Here is an 18268-nt window from a genome sequence, read left to right as displayed (position 1 = left end):
ACAGGGGACGAGTGCAATGAACGAGCAGATTTCCGCAGCGGTTGCGTCCGAGGCCCTGATGCCGTCGGATGATGTCGTACCGGTGCAGCGTATCGCCGGCATGGGCGTGGACGAGTTCATCGCCGAACATCGCAAGCCCCGGCGGCCGGTCATTCTGGTGGATGCCGCCCGCGAGTGGCCCATTTATGGGCGCGCCACGCCCGACCATTTTCGCCGCGCCTACGGCAGTCGCACGGTGCGGGTACGCGGCCGCGACTACGCGTTGGGCGAGTTGATCGACCTGCTGGAAGCCTCCACGGTGGACCAGCCGGCGCCGTATCCGTGCAAGTTCGAGATCGCCAGGGATTTCCGCGAACTGGTGTCCGAGGTCACGCCGCGGTTCCGCTACAGCCTGCCCGATCGCCAGGCCAATCCGCTGCTGCCGCAGCAGCTGTTCCGGTCGGTCAACAACCTGGAGATCTTCTTCGGTGGCCCGGGTGGCGAATTCCCCTACCTGCATTACGACGTGATGCGCCTGCACGCGTGGATCACCCAGTTGCACGGCGACAAGGAATTCACCGTGTACGCGCCGGGGCAGGAGCACCTGCTCTACGTCAATCCGGACATCCCCTGGCAATCCAGCATCCAGGACCACCATCACCCGGATTACGAACGCTACCCGCTGTTGCGCCAGGCGAAATCGCAAAAGGTGGTGGTGCGGGCGGGTGAAACGCTGTTCCTGCCGTGCGGCTGGTGGCACACCGCGCGCAGCCTCAACATGACGATCTCGATCGCGTTCGATCAATTGGGGCCGGACAACTGGTCGGCGTTCATCGGCGACGTGGTTGAACAGCGGCGGCGGCTGAGGCATCCGCTGAAGGGGTTTTTGCTGGGCGCGTACCTGCGCTTGCTGGGTCCGGTGCTGAGCGTGGGCGAGGCCTTCGGCGCGAACCGATCGCGAGATTGGGGAAACCGCTGATGTCCGTCGCCATCGCCGCAATGCCGCCCAGCGAGCATGCCGCCGCGCACATGCTGGACCTGATCCGCGCGCAGGCACACCTGCGCCCGCAGGCGATCGCCTTGTGTGCGCTGGATGCGTCAATCGACTACGCCGAGCTGCTGGAGCGGGCAGGGCGGCTGGCTGCTGCATTGCAGGCACAAGGCATGCAGCGCAGTGATGTGATCGCGCTGGTGGCCGAGCGCGACCCCGCCACGCTGATCCTGATGCTGGCGATTGCGCTGGCCGGCGGCGCCTGCCTGCCACTGGATGCGGCGTATCCGCCGGTCCGGCTGGCGGCCATGCTGGAAGATGCGCGGCCGCGATTGCTCATCGCGGACGCGCAGGCAGGCTACGACCTTCCCGACGGTACGACGCGCATTGATCGCAATCAGCTCGAAACGGTGGCGGCGGCGATGGCGCCGCTTGCGGCGCAGGCGGCGGGTGAGTGGATCTACGTACTGTTTACCTCCGGCTCCAGCGGGCGCCCCAAGGGTGTGGCCATGCGCAGCGCCGTGCTCGGGCATCTGGTGGCGTGGCATGTGTCGCATCCGCGGCTTGGGCACCCCGCGCGCACGTTGCAATTTGCGCCGCTGAGCTTCGATGTGTCGTTCCAGGAAATGCTGGTGACCTTCGCCGTCGGCGGCACCCTGGTGTTGCCCACGGAAGCGGAGCGCCGCGATCCGTACGCGCTGCTGGCGTTGATCGCGCGGCAACGCGTCGAGCGGATATTCCTGCCCTATGTGGCGTTGCAGGCGCTGGCTGAAGCGGTGGCGACCGGCGGCCAGATGCCAGCCACCTTGCGTGACGTGGTGACGGCGGGCGAACAGTTGCGCGTGACACCCGCGATCCGCACGCTGTTTGCCGCGCTCGACGGTGGCGTGCTGCACAACCATTACGGCCCCACCGAAACGCATGTGGTCACGGCGCACGAGCTGGCGGGCGACGCGACGAACTGGCCCGAGCTGCCGCCGATCGGGCAACCGCTGCCGCATGTGCGGGTACGCCTGGTCGATGATTCACTGCGCGATGTCGACGCCCCGGCCGAAGGCGAGTTGCTGCTGGGCGGCGATTGCCTTGCCGCCGGCTACATCCATCGAGCGGATCTCACCGCCGAACGTTTCATCGAGCTCGATGGCGAGCGCTGGTATCGCAGCGGCGATGGCGTGTGCGATACCGGCAACGGCGTGCTGACCTACCGAGGCCGGCTGGATCAGCAGATCAAGCTGGACGGCTTCCGCATCGAGCCGGCCGAGATCGAGTCGGTTTTGGGCCGCCATCCCGGCGTCGCCGAGGCGGTCGTGGTGGCGGTGGATGATGCGCAAGGCCGGCGACTGGTGGCGCATGTGGTGCCGCGCGATGCGCAGACGGACGAGACCGTGCTGCTGCGGGAGCTGCGCGCGCATGGCGAACAATGGTTGCCCGCGTATCTGCAGCCACACGCGTTCGTGGTGGTGCCGCTGCTGCCGCTCACCGCGAGCGGCAAGATCGATCGACGCGCGCTGGCGACCGCGAACACCGCCCCGCCACTGACCTGGCAGGAGGACGCACCGCTGCAGCAGCAGTTGCGCGGCCTGTGGCAGCAACTGCTGGGCCTGGCCGAGATCGACGTGCAGCAGAACCTGTTCGACCTGGGCGCGCGTTCGCTGACCGTGGTGCGGGCGTTGACGGAGTTGCGCCGCCGCGGTTTTCACACGCTCAGCGCCGCGCAGATTTATGAGCATCCCAGCGTCGCCCGGTTGGCCTCGCTGTTGTCGGACGCGCCTGCTGCGGCGCCGTCGTCAGCCGATGAATTGGCACGTGGCAATCGTCAGCGCGCGGCGCTGGCGCGGTTTGCGCCCAGGCGTGGAGGCATGCAATGAACCAGGATATCGAAGGCGTTGCCATCGTCGGCATGGCCGGGCGTTTTCCCGACGCCGATTCGGTCGATGCCTTGTGGCGCAACCTGCTGGCCGGACGCGAGAGCATCACCCGGTTCACCCCCGATCAACTGTCGCCGTCCATCGCGGCCGACCTGCGCGCGCATCCACGCTATGTGCCCGCACGCGGCGTGATTGCCGATGCCGATCGCTTCGACGCGGCGTTCTTCGGCATCCCTGCGCGCGAAGCGTTGCTGATGGATCCGCAGCAGCGCGTGTTTCTCGAGCTGTGCTGGAACGCGCTGGAGAACGCCGGCGTCGATTCGCAACGGTTTCCCGGCAGCATCGGCGTGTATGCCGGCACCTCCAACAACGGTTACCGCAAGCTGGTGGATTCACGCGCGGACCTGGTCCAGGCCGCCGGCGAATTCGCCACCATGCTGGCCAACGAGAAGGACTACGTGGCCACCCGCGTGGCCCATCGACTCGACCTGACCGGCCCGGCGCTGAGCCTGCACACGGCCTGCTCCACCTCGTTGGTGGCGATTGCGCAAGCCTGGTACGCACTGATGAGCTGGCAGTGCGACCTGGCCTTGGCGGGCGGCATCAACATCGTGGTGCCGCAGGCGTCCGGCTACCTGCCGGTCGAGGGCGGCATGGAGTCGGAGGACGGCCATTGCCGCCCCTTCGATGCGGCGGCCAGCGGCACGCTGTTTTCGTCCGGCGGCGCGGTGGTGGCGCTGAAGCGCGTCGCCGAGGCCATCGCCGATGGCGACACCATCTACGCGGTGATCCGCGGCGTGGGCGTCAACAACGATGGCGGCGACAAGGCCAGCTTCACCGCGCCCAGCGTGCGCGGGCAGGCGGCGGTGATCGCCCAGGCGCTGGCCAGCGCCGATGTGGACGCCGAGTCGATCGGTTACGTGGAAGCGCATGGCACGGCGACGCCGTTGGGCGATCCCATCGAAGTTGCCGCGCTGACCCGCGCATTCGGCGCGTCTCCGGCTACCGGCAACAGCTGCTGGCTGGGATCGGTCAAGGGCAACCTCGGCCACCTCAATGCCGCCAGCGGCGTGACCGGTTTGATCAAGGCTGCACTGGCGCTGCACCACGGCAAGATTCCGCCTACCTTGCACTACCGCGTGCCCAACCCGGAGATCGATTTCGCCTCCGGCCGGTTCAAGGTCGTCGACCAGTTGATCGACTGGCCACGCGGCGCACGGCCGCGGCGTGCGGGTGTCAGCTCGTTCGGTGTGGGCGGCACCAATGCGCACGTCATCCTTGAGGAGGCGCCGTTGCCCGAAACCGCCGCGCCGGGCCGGCCGTTCACGCTGTTGCCGCTGTCCGCACGCGATGAACCTGCGCTGCTGCGCCGTGCCGCCGAGCTGGCCGACGCACTGGCGGATCGCCCCGACGCCTCGCTGCCCGATATCGGTTACACGCTGGCAGTGGGACGGCGCGCGCTGCCGGTGCGTGGTTGCGTGGTGGCCCGCGACGTGGCCGACGCGCGCGCCAGGCTGGCCGAACTGTCCGCGCAGGCGCCGGTGGCGGCGTCGGTTTCCGCGGTGTTCCTGTTTCCGGGGCAGGGTTCGCAGCATGCCCACATGGTCCGCGAACTGATCGACAGCGAGCCGGTTTTCCGCGATGCGTTCGAGCGCTGCTGCGCCATCGCATCCACCTGTCTGGATCGCGACCTGCGTTCGCTGATCCTGCCCGCGGCCGGCGAGGAGGAAGCGGCAAACGCCGCGCTGGCGGATACACGTTTCACCCAGCCGGCGTTGTTCGCGGTGGAATACGCACTGGCCGACCTGTGGGAGTCGTGGGGCGTGCAGCCGGCCGCCATGATCGGTCACAGCATCGGTGAATACGTGGCCGCCTGCCGTGCCGGCGTGTTCAGTCTGGACGACGCGCTGGCGCTGGTGGTCGCTCGCGGCGCGGCGATGGCTGCGCAACCCCGCGGCGCCATGCTGGCGGTGCGGCTGGATGCGGAAGGCGTGGCTTCGCGGTTGCCGCCCGGTGTGGAAATCGCCGGTCACAATGCACTCGCGTTGACCGTGGTGAGTGGCAGCGAAGCGGCCATCGAGGGCTTTGCGCAGGCGCTTTCAGACAACAGCATCGCCTCGACCCGCTTGCGGGTGAGCCATGCGTTCCACTCCGCCGCGATGGACGGCGCGCTGCCGTTTTTTCGTCGCGCGTTCGAAGGTGTGTCGTTGCACGCGCCGCAGCGTCCGTTCTATTCCTGCGTCCGCGGCGCGCCGATCACCGCCGCCGAGGCCACCTCGGTGGATTACTGGTGCGCCCAGTTGCGCCAGCCGGTGCATTTTGTCGAGGCGGTGCAGGACGTGCTGGCGCGGCAGGAAAAAGCGGTGCTGCTGGAAGTCGGCCCGGCGCAGGCGCTGACCGGCCTGGCGCGCAGCATGCTCGATGGGCGTGGCCGCGCGGTGGCGTCGCTGGGCCCGGCAGCGCGTCCCGGCGATGCCTCCGAGCACATGCAGCGAGCGCTGGGCGAATGCTGGTGCGCCGGCATCACACCGGCATGGGCAGACTATTTCACGGGTCAGCAACGCCAGCGCGTGCCGCTGCCCGGTTATCCGTTTCGCGGCGAGCGCTACTGGATCGAGCCGCCCGCCGCGGCCCCGGCAACGCAACACATCACGGAAGGGAAGATCACCATGCACGAAGGATTGGCATCGACCATCGCCCCCGTCGCCACGCCAGCAGTGCCGGCGCGCGCGTCGCGTCTGGCGCAGGAGCTGCGCGAACTGTTCGAGAACCTCAGCGGCGAAGCCATCGCTCCCGCGCATGAGGGCGACAGCTTTCTCAGCCTGGGGCTGGATTCGCTGGCGCTCACCCAGGCCACGCTGGAGATCGAGCGGCGCTACGGCGTGAAGCTGAAATTCCGCCGGCTGATGGAGGATCTGGACAGCGTTTCGCGGCTGGTGACGCTGCTCGATGAAACGCTCCCCGCCGAGCCTGTCGCGGTCGCTGCCCCGCTGATCGCGCCGCCCGCGCCCACCGGTGCCAGCTCCGATCCGTCGGCGCTGGCCCAGCTGATCCAGAGCCAGATGGCGCTGATGAACCAGCAAGCCGAATTGCTGCGCGCGCTGGCCGGCGGAACGGCGGTGCCCGCTGCACCTGTTGAAACCTCGACTCCGGTCGCCGGCGAAATCGTGCCGGAAGCCAATCTGGTGGAGCGGCCGTTCGGCGCGTCCGCCCGCATCGTCACCGCGCGTCATGGCGAATTGAACCCGGCGCAGCGTGCGTGGGTGGATGCGTTCAGTCGCGCCTATGGCCAGCGCACCGCGCGGTCCAAGGCTTTCAGCCAGCAGCACCGCGCCCTGATGGCCGACCCGCGCGTGGTCACCGGCTTCAACCCGCTGTGGAAGGAGCTGACCTACCCGATCGTGGTCGAGCGCTCGCAGGGCGCACGGTTGTGGGATCTGGATGGCAACGAATACATCGACCTGCTCAACGGTTTCGGCGTCAACTTCCTCGGTTACCAGCCCGAGTTCATTACCGCCGCGCTGCATGCGCAGCTCGACGCCGGCATGGAGATCGGGCCGCAGCACCCGCTGACCGCCGATGTGGCACAGCTGATCAACGACATGACCGGCATGCCGCGCGTGGCGTTCTGCAACACCGGCTCCGAAGCGGTGATGGGTGCGATGCGCATCGCCCGCACCGTGACCGGGCGCAAGACCATCGTGATCTTCCGCGATTCCTATCACGGCATCTTCGACGAAGTGATCGTGCGTGGCACGCGTACGCTGCGTTCGATCGCGGCCGCGCCGGGCATTCTCGCCAACGCGGTGGAAAACGTGCTGGTGCTCGATTACGGCAGCGACGAGGCTTTGCGCATCATCCGCGAGCGCGCCCACGAGCTGGCCGCGGTGATGATCGAACCGGTGCAGAGCAAGCACCCCACCTTGCAGCCGCATGCGTTCGTGCGCGCGTTGCGCCGGCTGTGCGACGACGGCGGCTGCGCGCTGATCTTCGACGAGGTGATCACCGGTTTCCGCATGGCGCCCGGCGGTGCGCAGGAGTACTACGGCGTACGCGCGGACATTGCCACCTACGGCAAGATCATCGGCGGCGGCCTGCCGTTCGCGGCCATCGCCGGCGGCACGCGCTGGATGGATGCGCTGGATGGCGGCCATTGGCAGTTCGGTGATGACAGCTATCCCGAGGCGGGCGTCACCTATTTCGCCGGCACCTTCGTGCGTCATCCGCTGGCGCTGGCCGCGGCCCACGCCGCGCTGAGCTGGGTCAAGCAGCAGGGGCCGGCGCTGCAGACCGGCCTCAATGCGCGCACGACCGGGCTGATCGATCAGCTCAATGCGGTGTTCAAGTCACGCCGTGCGCCGCTCACCGCGCTGGGTTACAGCTCGCTGTGGCGCATCCTGGTCGATGACGATCAGCCCTGCGCCAGCCTGTTCTGGTACCGCCTGCGCCATGAAGGCCTGCACGTCTACGAACAGTTCAACTGCTTCCTGTCGGTGGCGCATGGCGACGCCGAGGTGGCGCGGATCGTGGAAGCGGTTACGGCGGCGGTAGATGCATTGATGGACGGCCACGTGCTGACGCCCCGCGACGCATCGACCGAACCGGCCCAGGCGCCCGCCCCCGAGCTACCGATGGAAGTGCCACTCAGCGAAGGGCAATTGGAGAAATGGCTGGGCGGCCAGTACGGCGGCGCCGCCGAGCTGGCATTCAACGAATCGATGGCGCTGCGGTTGGAGGGCACGCTGGACGTGGCTGCGCTGCGGCAGGCGCTGCAAACGGTATGGTCGCGCCATGAAGCGTTCCGCCTGAGCTTCGCGGCGGATGGCAAAAGCCAGCGGATCAACGATGACACGCCCTTGCCGCTGGCCGAGATGGATTACGCGGGCTATGGAGACGAGGCGCAGACACGCTTCACGGCGTATTGCGAAGCGCAGATGGGCCTGCCTTTCGACACCACCCGGGCGCCGCTGGTGCGCTTCAGCCTGGTGCGGTTGGGCGAACGAAGCCACGGCCTGCACGTGATTTCTCACCATCTGGTGATGGATGGCTGGTCGGTGGCCGTGTTCATGGATGAACTGGCCAGTTGCTACAGCGCCGCCGTCGCCGGCCGCGCGCCGGCTCTGCCGGTGGCGGAGTCGTTCCGTGCCTACGTGTTGGACGAGCGGTCGCGGCAAACCCGCACGCAGGCCAGCGAACTCGATTACTGGAAGGCCATCTATGCGACGCCACCGGCTGCGCTGCAATTGCCCGGCGACCACCCGCAGGCGGCGCCGGACTTTGCCGCAGCGACCGAGCGTCATGCGTTCTCGCCCGCGCTGACCATCGCGCTCAAACAGGAAGCGCGCCGGCTGGGCGTGAGTCTGTACAGCCTGCTGCTGGCCGGCTTCGGCGCCTGGATTTCGCGCTTGACCGGGCAGCACGACTTCGCCGTCGGCATCCCGTTCGCCGGCCAGGCGCTGGCAGGCAGTCATGCGTTGATCGGCGATGGTGTCAACACGCTGCCGGTGCGGCTGAAGGTCGATCCCGCCGCGACCACGGCGGCGCTGGTAAGCCGCACGCATGCGGCACTGCTTGATGCGTCCGAGCACCAGGACGTCACCTTCATGAACATCCTGCGCGCGCTGGGCCTGCACCGCCGCGCCGGCGGCACGCCGTTGACCGGAGTGATCTTCAACCTCAACCCGCGTGTGCCGGATGTCGCCTTCAGCGGTTTGGAATACGAGCTCCACGATTGCCGCCGCGCCGCGCTGGCGTGGGATCTGTTCTTCAACCTCAACGACACCGCGAAAACACTCACGCTGGATCTTCACTACGCCACCGCCAGGTTCGACAACGCCACCATCCGTCGCTGGATCCAGACGTACGAAGCCGTGCTTGCGGGCATGGTTGGCAACGGCAGCCAAGTGGCCAACGGGAGCGGGCGGACGGACGCCCGGGATACCTTGACCACGCTGATCGACGCGCAGGTGAAAAGGACGCCGCAGCGCATTGCCGTGGCGTGCGAAGGGCGCACGCTTTCCTATGCCGAACTGGACCGGCGGGCCACCGCCGTTGCGCAGGCACTGCTAGCGCGCGGCGTCGGCAGGGGCCAGCTGGTTGGCGTTTCCATGCCGCGCAGCGAGCACATGCTGATTGCGGTACTGGGCGTGATGAAAAGTGGTGCGGCCTACGTTCCGCTCGACCCTGCGTTTCCGGAGGAGCGTCTGCGCTACATGGCCGAGCACGCGCAGCTTCGGCATGTGCTGACGGCGGAGGTCGATGCGTTGCCGGCGAGCTTGGCCCGTGGTCGTGAACTGTTGGCCATCGCCGATATCGAAGCCGGTCCGCCAGCAGCGGCGACCTTGCCTGTGGTCGAAGGCAGCGACCTGGCCTACGTGCTTTACACGTCCGGGTCGACCGGTCAGCCGAAGGGCGTATGTGTTTCGCACCGGAACCTGGCCAACTTCCTCACCAGCATGCGTACACAACCGGGTATCGACGAAGCGGATGTGCTGTGCGCGGTCACCACCCTTTCGTTCGACATCGCTGGCCTCGAGCTTTACCTGCCCCTGATCGCCGGTGCCCGTGTGGTGGTGGCCAGCGATGCGCGGCAGCGTGACCCCGACGCGCTGCTGCAGTTGCTGCGCGAGTGCCAGGCCAGCGTGCTGCAAACGACTCCCGCGCTGCTGCGGATGTTGGCCGACCATGATGCCGCTGGCGTCATGCGCAAGCTCAAATTGCTGGTGGGCGGCGAGGAACTGCCGCGGGCCACCGCCGCCCTGCTGACCGGGAAATGCCGCGAGTTGTGGAACATGTACGGCCCCACCGAAACCACGATCTGGTCCACCCTTGTCCAGGTGCAGCCGGGTCCGGGCCCGGTGCCGTTGGGCCGCCCGATCGCCCGCACGCGCATCCACATTCTCGATGAGCAGCAGCAAGCGGTGCCGCAAGGCGAGGTGGGTGAAATCTGGATTGGCGGTGATGGCGTGGCCGACGGTTATCTGTTCCGCGACGACCTCACCGCGGAACGGTTTCGCCCTGATCCCTTCGCGACGGACGGATCGCGCATGTACCGCACCGGCGACCTGGGCAGTGAACGCGATGGCGTGCTGTTCTTCCACGGCCGCGTGGATCATCAGCTGAAGGTTCGCGGATATCGCATCGAACCGGGCGATATCGAAGCGGCGGCGGGCACCGACCCGGCCGTGCGCGAATGCGTCGCGGTGGCGCAATCCTTCGGCGACAACGACGTGCGGCTGGTGCTGTACGTGGCGGCAGCGGTGGACGACCCGGCCTGGCTCGCCCAGCTGCGCGATCGACTGCGCGACCAGTTGCCTGCCTACATGCTGCCGCAGCACATCGAGCGGCTCGACAGCCTGCCCAAGACGCCCAACGGCAAGATCGACCGCAAGGCGCTGCCGCTGCCCGCGCGAGCGGCGGAGTTCGCTGCGCCGTCAGCGGCCTCGCCGGCGCCGTCGAAACAATCGGCGCTGATGGGCCCGCGCGAGGTCTACATCGCCGGCATCTGGCGCGAGTTGATCGGTGTCGAGGATGCTCGCGAAAGCGACAATTTCTTCGACGTCGGCGGCCACTCGCTGCTGGCGGTCGAGTTTGCCACCCGGGTCCAGCGTGAGACCGGTGTGCGCATCCATTTGCTCGATATCGCCACCGGCACGCTGGCGTCGCTGGCCAGGGAATTGCCCGAAACCGCGGCGGCGACTGCGCCCGGTACGCCCTCGTTCGGTGCACGGCTGCGTCGGCTGTTGGGAATCGGCTAAAGCAGCGCCAGTAAGCAGAATAGGCCCGGCACAACCGGGTCGATGAGCCTTCTGGCGCATCGCGCTATGCTCGATGTCTGCCAGTGCCCGCCCACGTAACGGAGCAGGCTCGCACGGCGCTACTCTCGGATTTTTTCTAGCGCCTGGCCTTGGAAGCCGAGGCGAGCCCCGATTTGATCGGGACTTTCGATGTGAGACCATAGCTACCGTGTAATAGTCTGCGATAGACGTCACGATTTCGTGGTTCCGGCGGTGAAATTCACCAAGGTTTGCCGATTGTTTGGAATTGATGAAAGGCTGTGTCGCTGAGGCCGCGTTTGTGCGCCCAAGCGACGGGTCGATCTTTTTGTGGGCTGCTGGTCGATCAATGAACAGGTCGGCGGACAGGGGAAAGTGATGGTTGCTGATGGCTTGACACTGGGCTTTTTGTATCGGGCTCAGCCGGTTTCCGAGTGCGCGGCGCTGTCGGACGATCAGTGCACGCTGGATTACGCCCAGCTGCGCACGCGCGTGCTGGCCTTGGCGGGGCAGTTGCGTGTCGCCGGCGTGATTCCCGGCGACGTGGTTGCGGTAACTTGTGACCGTTCCGTCGAGAGTGTGATTGGCATTCTTGCGGTGTACGCAGTCGGTGCGGCGTACCTGCCGTTGGATTTGTCCTATCCACGGGCCCGTCTTGTCCAGATGCTCGAGGATGCCCGTCCGCGGCTTGGCGTGCTTGTGCCCGGCGCGCCGGGTGAGCTGCTGCACTCGCTTGAATTGCCGTTTGTCGAATCCGCCATGGGGGAGCCTGCCAACGCCTTGGACGAGCCGGTAGCCGTGGACGCTAGCTGGCCTGCCTATGTGCTGTTTACCTCCGGCTCTACCGGACGTCCCAAAGGCGCTGTGCTGTCGCGCCGTGCGCTGGGTCGAATGGTGGCGTGGCACCGGAATCATCCGCGCTTGGGCAAGGCAGCGCGGGTGTTGCAATTTGCCACGCTGGGGTTCGATTCGTCGGTGCGGGATGTGTTTGCAACGTTCGCCACCGGCGGTTCCCTAATCATGGCGTCGGGGCCGCAGCGGCTTGATCCGTTCCGCATGCTCGAGCTGATGCGAGAGCAGCGCATCGAACGCGCATTCTTGCCCTATGTGGCGCTTCGCGCGTTGGCGCAGGCCCATGCCGAGGGCGGCACCTTGCCGGGAAATCTGCGCGATCTCATGACCGGTGGCGAGGCGCTGTCGATCACGCCGGCGATTCGACAATTGTTCGCGGCGTTGCCCGACGCCGAGCTCCACAACGAATACGGGCCGACGGAGTCCTGCGTGTTCGTTACCAGCAAGCCGTTGTCCGGCGCGCCTGTGTTCTGGCCCGAGCGTCCCGACATCGGCGCACCGCTGCCGCACGTGCGCCTGCATGTCGTCGACGAATACTTGCAAGCCCTGCCCGATGGTAGCGAGGGCGAATTGTTGATCGGTGGCGACAGCCTTGCCGATGGCTATATCCATCGGCCCGAGCTCGATGCCGAACGTTTTGTGCGGTTCCGTCATCAGGATGGCACGCAAGAGCGCGTCTATCGCAGTGGCGATCGCGTTCGCCGCGAGCCGGATGGGCGCATGGAGTTTCTCGGGCGCATGGACGATCAGGTCAAGGTGGCCGGGTACCGCATCGAGCTTGGCGAGGTCGAATCGGTGCTGATTGCCCATCCGGCGGTGCGTGCAGCGGCTGTCGTGGCGCCAGTGGTGGGGCAGGGACGTCGCCTGGTAGGTCATGTCGTGCCCATGAACAAGGCTCAAGCCGAGGGGGCATTGCGTGCCGAACTGGCGGCGCATCTCGCTGCCCGGCTACCGCCGTTTGCGCGCCCGCAACAGTTGTTGTTCCACGATGCACTGGCATTGACACCGAACGGCAAGATCGACCGGCTTCAGCTCGAAGCGGTGTCCGAAGTACGCCTCGAGGAAACGCATCTGGCCGTCGACGCGACGCTGGAGGAGCGCGTTCTGGCGCTATGGCGCGAGTTGCTGGTTGCGCCCACGCTGGCTGCCGACGACGATGTGTTCGATGCTGGTGCCGATTCGCTGCTGGTGATGGCGTTCGTCACCCGTCTGCGCGCCATGGCAGGCGGAACGCCGAGTGCGGCGGCCATCTACGCCTTGCGCACACCGAGGCGGCAAGTGCAGGCGCTGTCGGCCATGACTCTGGCGCCGGCAGTGGACGCCGACCCAGTTCCGGCGGAAAGGGATATCGATCTGCCGACGGACGTGCCGCTGAGCGACGGTCAGATGGAGAAATGGTTCGTCAGCCAGTTCGGTGGCATGGCGGCGCTCACGTTCAACGAATCGTCGGTGCTGCATCTGGATGGCGTCCTGGATGCCGACGCGCTGAAGCGGTCGCTGGCCATGATATGGGGCCGGCATGAAGCGCTTCGCTTCAGTTTCGCTGCGGACGGCAGCCGCCAACACTTCCAGCAGGACGCACCGTTGCCCTTGGGCGAGCTCGACTACGCGTCGCCGCCCAACACGGGGGATGAGCGCTTGGCTGCCTTCTGCGATCAGCAGGTACGCCAGCCGTTCGACATGACGGTGGCGCCGCTTGTGCGTTTCACGCTGATCCGGCTCGGCGAGCAGCGCCATGCGCTGCATGTCATCGCGCATCACCTGGTCTTCGACGGCTGGTCGCTGGCGGTGCTCATCTCGGAGCTGGCCGAGGGCTACAACGCTTTCCGTGCCGGGCGCGAACCGGCGATGGCTGCGCCAGGTTCATTCCGGCGCTACCTGATCGACCGTCGCGAACATCGCCTTTCACGCGAGGCGGCGGATCTGGACTATTGGCGACAGGTTCATGCCGTGCCGCCTTCGCCCCTGAGGTTGCCCGCCGACCGGCCGATGCCGAAACAGCCGGATTATGCGGCGGCCACCGAACGGCATGAATTTTCGTCCGCCTTGACCGAGCGACTGAGGAGTGAGGCCGGCCGGCGGGGCGTGAGCCTCTTCAGCTTGTTGCTGAGTGGTTTCGGCGTGTTGATGGCGCGGCTTTCCGGCCAGAGCGACTTTGCGGTGGCCGTACCCTTCGCCGGCCTGGCGCTCGCGGATGGCGGGGCGTCGATGGGTGACGGCGTGAGTTCGCTGCCGGTGCGGATGCGAACCGATGCGGCCTTGCCGTTTGATGAATTTGTGTCCCACACCCATGCGGCCTTGCTTGAGGCAGCGGACCACCAGGGTCTGACGCTGACCGCGATCCAGCGCATGTTGGGGGTGCGCGCCAGTCACGGCGAAGCGGCCTTGACCGGTGTCGAGTTCAACCTGCTGCCGCGGATGCCCTCGGTGGCCTTCGAGGGCTTGGACCATCAATTGCGCGAATGCGCACGTGCAGCCATGGATTGGGACCTGAGCCTGAACCTCAGCGACAGCGGCAAGACGCTGGCACTCAACCTCCATTACGCGACGGTCCGCTACGACGCGAGCACGGTGCGCCGCTGGATCGGCTTCTATGAGGCATTGCTTTCCAGCGTGAGCGGATTGGGAGATGCGGCGGCCCGCGCCGGCACCCGCCTTGCCGACATTGACGTGCTCGGAACCACGGGCCGGCGCGAAGTGTTGGAACACTGGAACGATACGGTGACGCCGTATTCGTGCGAACTGGGACTGACGGCGCTGATCGAGGCGCAGATGCACCGGGTGCGGCAGAACGTGGCTGCCGAATGCGGCGGAAAAACGATCACCTATGCCGAACTGGATCGGTCGTCACGCGCGCTGGCCCTCGCGCTGGCGCGCCGCGGTATCGGGCGCGGCAAGCTGGTGGGTATCTGCGTGCCGCGCAGCCTGGAAATGTTGATCGCGGTGGTCGGCGTGCTGCGCAGCGGCGCGGCCTACGTACCGCTGGATCCCACGTTCCCGGCGGAACGCCTGCGCTACATGGCCGAGCATTCCGGCCTGCAGCATGTGCTGGTGACTGACGCCGAACTGTTGCCACAGGAAGTGGCGTCGAATCGCCTCCTGCTTGACGTCACGGAGTTGCTGAAGGAGCCCGAAGAACAGACGGCGCTGCCGACGGTCAGCGGCGAAAACCTGGCCTATGTGCTGTACACCTCCGGCTCCACCGGCAAGCCCAAGGGCGTGGGTATCACCCATCGCAACCTGGTCAACTTCCTGCTCAGCATGAGCCACGAGCCCGGTTTCGGGGCGGATGACGTGTTGTGCGCGGTGACCACGCTGTCGTTCGATATCGCCGGGCTGGAGTTGTACCTGCCGCTGATCGTGGGCGCCCGCCTGGTGATCGCCACGGAGGAAGAACACCACGAGCCGCAACCGCTGTGGGATCTGGTGGAGCGCAGCGGCTGCAACGTGTTGCAGACGACGCCTTCGCTGCTGCGGTTGCTGATGGATTCCGGGCGTGACAACGAGGTGCGCAACCTGCGCCTGTTCGTGGGTGGCGAAGCCCTGCCGCTGGAAGTGGCCAACAGCCTGGCCGGGCGTTGCCGCGAGTTCTGGAATCTGTACGGCCCCACCGAGACCACGATCTGGTCGACCGTGGCCCGGGTTCGCCCGGGGCTGACCGAGGTGCCGCTGGGCAAGCCGATCGCCAATACCCGCATTTACGTGCTCGACGCCAATGGTGAGCCGACGCTGCCTGGCCTCATCGGCGAAATCTGGATCGGCGGCGATGGCGTGGCGGACGGCTATCTCCATCAGCCTGAGCTGACCGCCGAACGTTTCCTCGCCGACCCGTTTGTCGGTGGTGACGCGCGCATGTATCGCACCGGCGATCTTGGCAGCTGGCGCGATGGCGTGCTGTATTTCAACGGGCGCGTCGACAACCAGATCAAGATTCGTGGATACCGTATCGAGCCAGGCGACATCGAGGCTGCGGCGGATGCCTATGCGGGCATGCGCGAATGCGTCGCGGTGGCGCACCGCTTCGGCGACAACGACTTGCGGCTGGTGCTGTACGCCGTCGTCGATGGTGATCGCACGGACGTGGCCCGAGCGCTGCGCGAGCACCTGCGCGCGCGCCTGCCAACCTACATGCTGCCGCAACATGTCGAGCTGCTCGACGCTCTGCCCAAGACACCCAACGGCAAGATCGATCGCAAGGCCTTGCCCGAACCCTCGGCCGCCGGTGCCATCGGCCACAGCACCACGACGGCGACCGCCCCCACGCTCGATAACCCGCGGGAAGCCTATCTGGCCGAGGTATGGGGCGATCTGATTGGCGTAAGCGACATAAGGCGCAACGATAATTTCTTCGATATCGGGGGACATTCGCTGCTGGCCGTCGAGTTTGCCAATCGCGTGCAGCGCGAAACCGGCGTGCGCATTGCGTTGCTCGATGTGGCCACCAGCACGCTGGCGGCGTTGGCCGCCGAGCTGCCCGAGATGAAGGCTGTTGCGGGTTCAGGCGACGCGTCGCTGGGCATGCGCCTGCGCCGGCTGTTCGGGATCAAGTGACATGGACCAGCCTCGCGGGAGACCTATGCCATGACCAGCGCATTGGAGCTTGCGTTCTGGGGCAGCGCCTTGCTGCTCGTGCATGTCTTTGCGGGCTACCCGGTATGCATGTGGCTGATGGCGAGTCTGGCGCCGCAGCCCGTGCGCAAGCGTGACATCACGCCAACCGTGACGATCGTCATCGCCGTTCACGATGGCGCTGGCGAGGTCGAGGCCAAGCTGGCCAACCTCAACGCGCTGGACTATCCGTCGCAGCTGCTGGATATCGTGATCGTTTGCGATGGTTGCGGCGACGACACGGCGGAACGCTGCCGGCGGTTTGGCGACCCGCGCCTGCGCGTGCTGGAGTTTGCCGAACGTCGCGGCAAGGCTGCCTGTCTCAACGATGGCATCGCCGCCGCCACGGGCGAGGTGCTTCTGCTGACGGACATTCGCCAGCGGCTGGCGCCGGTGGCACTGCGCGAGCTGGCCGCCAACCTTGGTGACGAGTCGGTGGGTGCCGTCAGTGGGGAACTCCAGTTGGAGGATGCGCAAACCGGCTTTGCGCGAGGTGTCGATGCCTACTGGCGCTATGAAAAGCTGATCCGTCATGCCGAAAGCCGCGCCGGCTCGACCGTCGGCGTCAGCGGGGCGCTGTATGCGATGCGTCGCGATCTGTTCCAGCCATTGCCTGCGGGCACCGTACTCGACGACGTGCTGGTGCCGATGCAGGTGGTTGCGGCTGGCAAGCGCGTGGTGTTTGAGCCGCTGGCCCTGGCCTGGGACCGGCCCTCGCAACACGCGGCGCAGGAGCAGAAACGCAAGATCCGCACCCTGGCCGGCAACTACCAGTTGATCCAGCTGGCGCCCTGGTTGCTGTCGCCGACAGGCAATCCGCTGTGGTTCCGCTTCGTCAGCCACAAGCTGCTGCGATTGCTGGCGCCGTGGTTGCTGCTGTTGTTTGCGTCAAGTTCCGCCGCGTTGGCATCGCGCCATGTAATCTACGCTGCAGCCGTACTGCTGCTGGCCGTGGGCGTGGCCCTGGTCGTGGCAGGAAAGCTGAGGCCGACGTTGGGGAAACTGGCACCGATTCGCCTGCTTGGGGCTTTCTTTTATCTCAATCTGTTCGCCGCGCAGGCACTCGTCGCTTTCGTCCGGAATCGGAGGTTGCACCTGTGGTGAACCGCACGGAAGAAAACGATGAAAGGGTTCACTCGCCGGGTATTCGGGGCCGGCTGGGGGAGTTCTGTCACAACAGTGGCCTGCTGCATGTGTTGCAACGGATGCGCGCCTGGAAGTACCGCGACTTGCGCATTCTGGCCTACCACCGGGTGGTGACGGTGACCGATGCACGCACGTTCGACTTCGACCTCGATCTTGTCAGTGCCTCGGCCGAACAGTTCCGTGAACAGATGCTGCTGCTGAAGCAGCGATTCGTCCCCATGCGCCTCGGGGACGTGGTGACGGCAATGGAAGCAGGGCAGGGTCTGCCGGCTGGCGCCGTGGTGGTGACTTTCGATGACGGTTACGACGACAACTACCATGTCGCGTACCCGATATTGCGCGAACTGGATCTGCCGGCCACCTTCTTCGTGTCGACCGGGCACGTCGATAGCGGCCGCCCCTACGACTACGACTGGCTGGTGCACATGGTCTTGCGCACGACGGCAAGCCGCCTGCACATCCCCGAGCTTGGTCTGGACTTGCCGTTGCCGGAAGAACGCATCGGCCGGCGCCAGCTCGCCGGCGAGATACTGAATCGATTGAAGGCACTCCAGGCCGTGATCCAGTCGGCCTTGCTGGCCCGGCTCGCCGCCGACCTGGATGTGCCCATGACGGGAGCGCACCCTGCCTGCCAACCGATGAGCTGGGACCAGTTGCGCGAAATGCACGCGGCCGGTTTCGAGATCGGCTCGCACGGCGTCAATCACCGGATGCTGGCGAAGTTGCCGCAGAGCGAACTTGAGAGCGAACTGCGCGACTCGAAGGCGACGCTGGAGCGCGAGCTCGGCGGGGCGGCGACGCTTATTTCCTATCCGGTAGGCGGCGATGCGGCGTTCGACGAACGCGTCGTGCAGGCCACCATTGCAGCGGGTTACCGCGCCGGCTGCAGCTATATCAGCGGCACCAACCCCATGCCATCGGCGAACCGCTACGCCTTGTACCGCTTGCCGGTCGAGCGCGAGATGAGCGCGGGCTGGTTCGCATCCATGCTGACGTTACCGGAACTGATGAGTTACCCCACCGTCAGCCGCATTACCTGATCAGGCTCG

6 protein-coding genes are annotated in these 18268 nt (G+C 66.5%); all 6 read left to right on the top strand.

Annotated features, from left to right (window positions below):
- Positions 1-16: 16 nt before the first annotated feature.
- The 6 genes from UU9_RS04250 (at position 17) to UU9_RS04225 (ending at position 18259) form a co-directional block, all read left to right on the top strand.
- Entirely contained in the window at positions 17-958 is a 942-nt protein-coding gene (locus tag UU9_RS04250) for a cupin-like domain-containing protein (protein WP_007080485.1), read from the top strand.
- A complete protein-coding gene (locus tag UU9_RS04245; protein ID WP_007080484.1) occupies positions 958-2838 on the top strand; it encodes a non-ribosomal peptide synthetase in 1881 nt (626 codons plus the stop codon). The genes UU9_RS04250 and UU9_RS04245 overlap by 1 nt, the downstream gene beginning before the upstream one ends.
- Positions 2835-10595, top strand: coding sequence for a hybrid non-ribosomal peptide synthetase/type I polyketide synthase (locus UU9_RS04240; RefSeq protein ID WP_007080483.1), 7761 nt, complete (start codon positions 2835-2837; stop codon positions 10593-10595). The genes UU9_RS04245 and UU9_RS04240 overlap by 4 nt, the downstream gene beginning before the upstream one ends.
- Before the next feature lie 411 nt (positions 10596-11006).
- A complete protein-coding gene (locus UU9_RS17250) occupies positions 11007-16016 on the top strand; it encodes a non-ribosomal peptide synthetase (RefSeq protein WP_162098765.1) in 5010 nt (1669 codons plus the stop codon).
- Positions 16017-16046: 30 nt separating this feature from the next.
- A complete protein-coding gene (locus UU9_RS04230) occupies positions 16047-17177 on the top strand; it encodes a glycosyltransferase family 2 protein (protein WP_007080481.1) in 1131 nt (376 codons plus the stop codon).
- On the top strand, positions 17174-18259 hold the full coding sequence (locus tag UU9_RS04225) for a polysaccharide deacetylase family protein (RefSeq protein WP_050982382.1): 1086 nt from the start codon (positions 17174-17176) through the stop codon (positions 18257-18259). Before UU9_RS04230 ends, UU9_RS04225 begins: the two co-directional genes overlap by 4 nt.
- Positions 18260-18268 lie beyond the last annotated feature (9 nt).

Origin of the sequence: Rhodanobacter fulvus Jip2 (genome assembly GCF_000264315.1) — a bacterium.
In the GTDB taxonomy this organism is placed as follows: domain Bacteria; phylum Pseudomonadota; class Gammaproteobacteria; order Xanthomonadales; family Rhodanobacteraceae; genus Rhodanobacter; species Rhodanobacter fulvus.
This window is presented reverse-complemented; position numbering and strand designations above follow the sequence as displayed.

Bases quoted from the DNA above. Each gene is read 5' to 3' on its own strand.
- UU9_RS04240 (WP_007080483.1), top strand. From the start codon at position 2,835: ATGAACCAGGATATCGAAGGCGTTGCCATCGTCGGCATGGCCGGGCGT.
- UU9_RS04230 (WP_007080481.1), top strand. From the start codon at position 16,047: ATGACCAGCGCATTGGAGCTTGCGTTCTGGGGCAGCGCCTTGCTGCTC.
- UU9_RS04245 (WP_007080484.1), top strand. From the start codon at position 958: ATGTCCGTCGCCATCGCCGCAATGCCGCCCAGCGAGCATGCCGCCGCG.
- UU9_RS04250 (WP_007080485.1), top strand. From the start codon at position 17: ATGAACGAGCAGATTTCCGCAGCGGTTGCGTCCGAGGCCCTGATGCCG.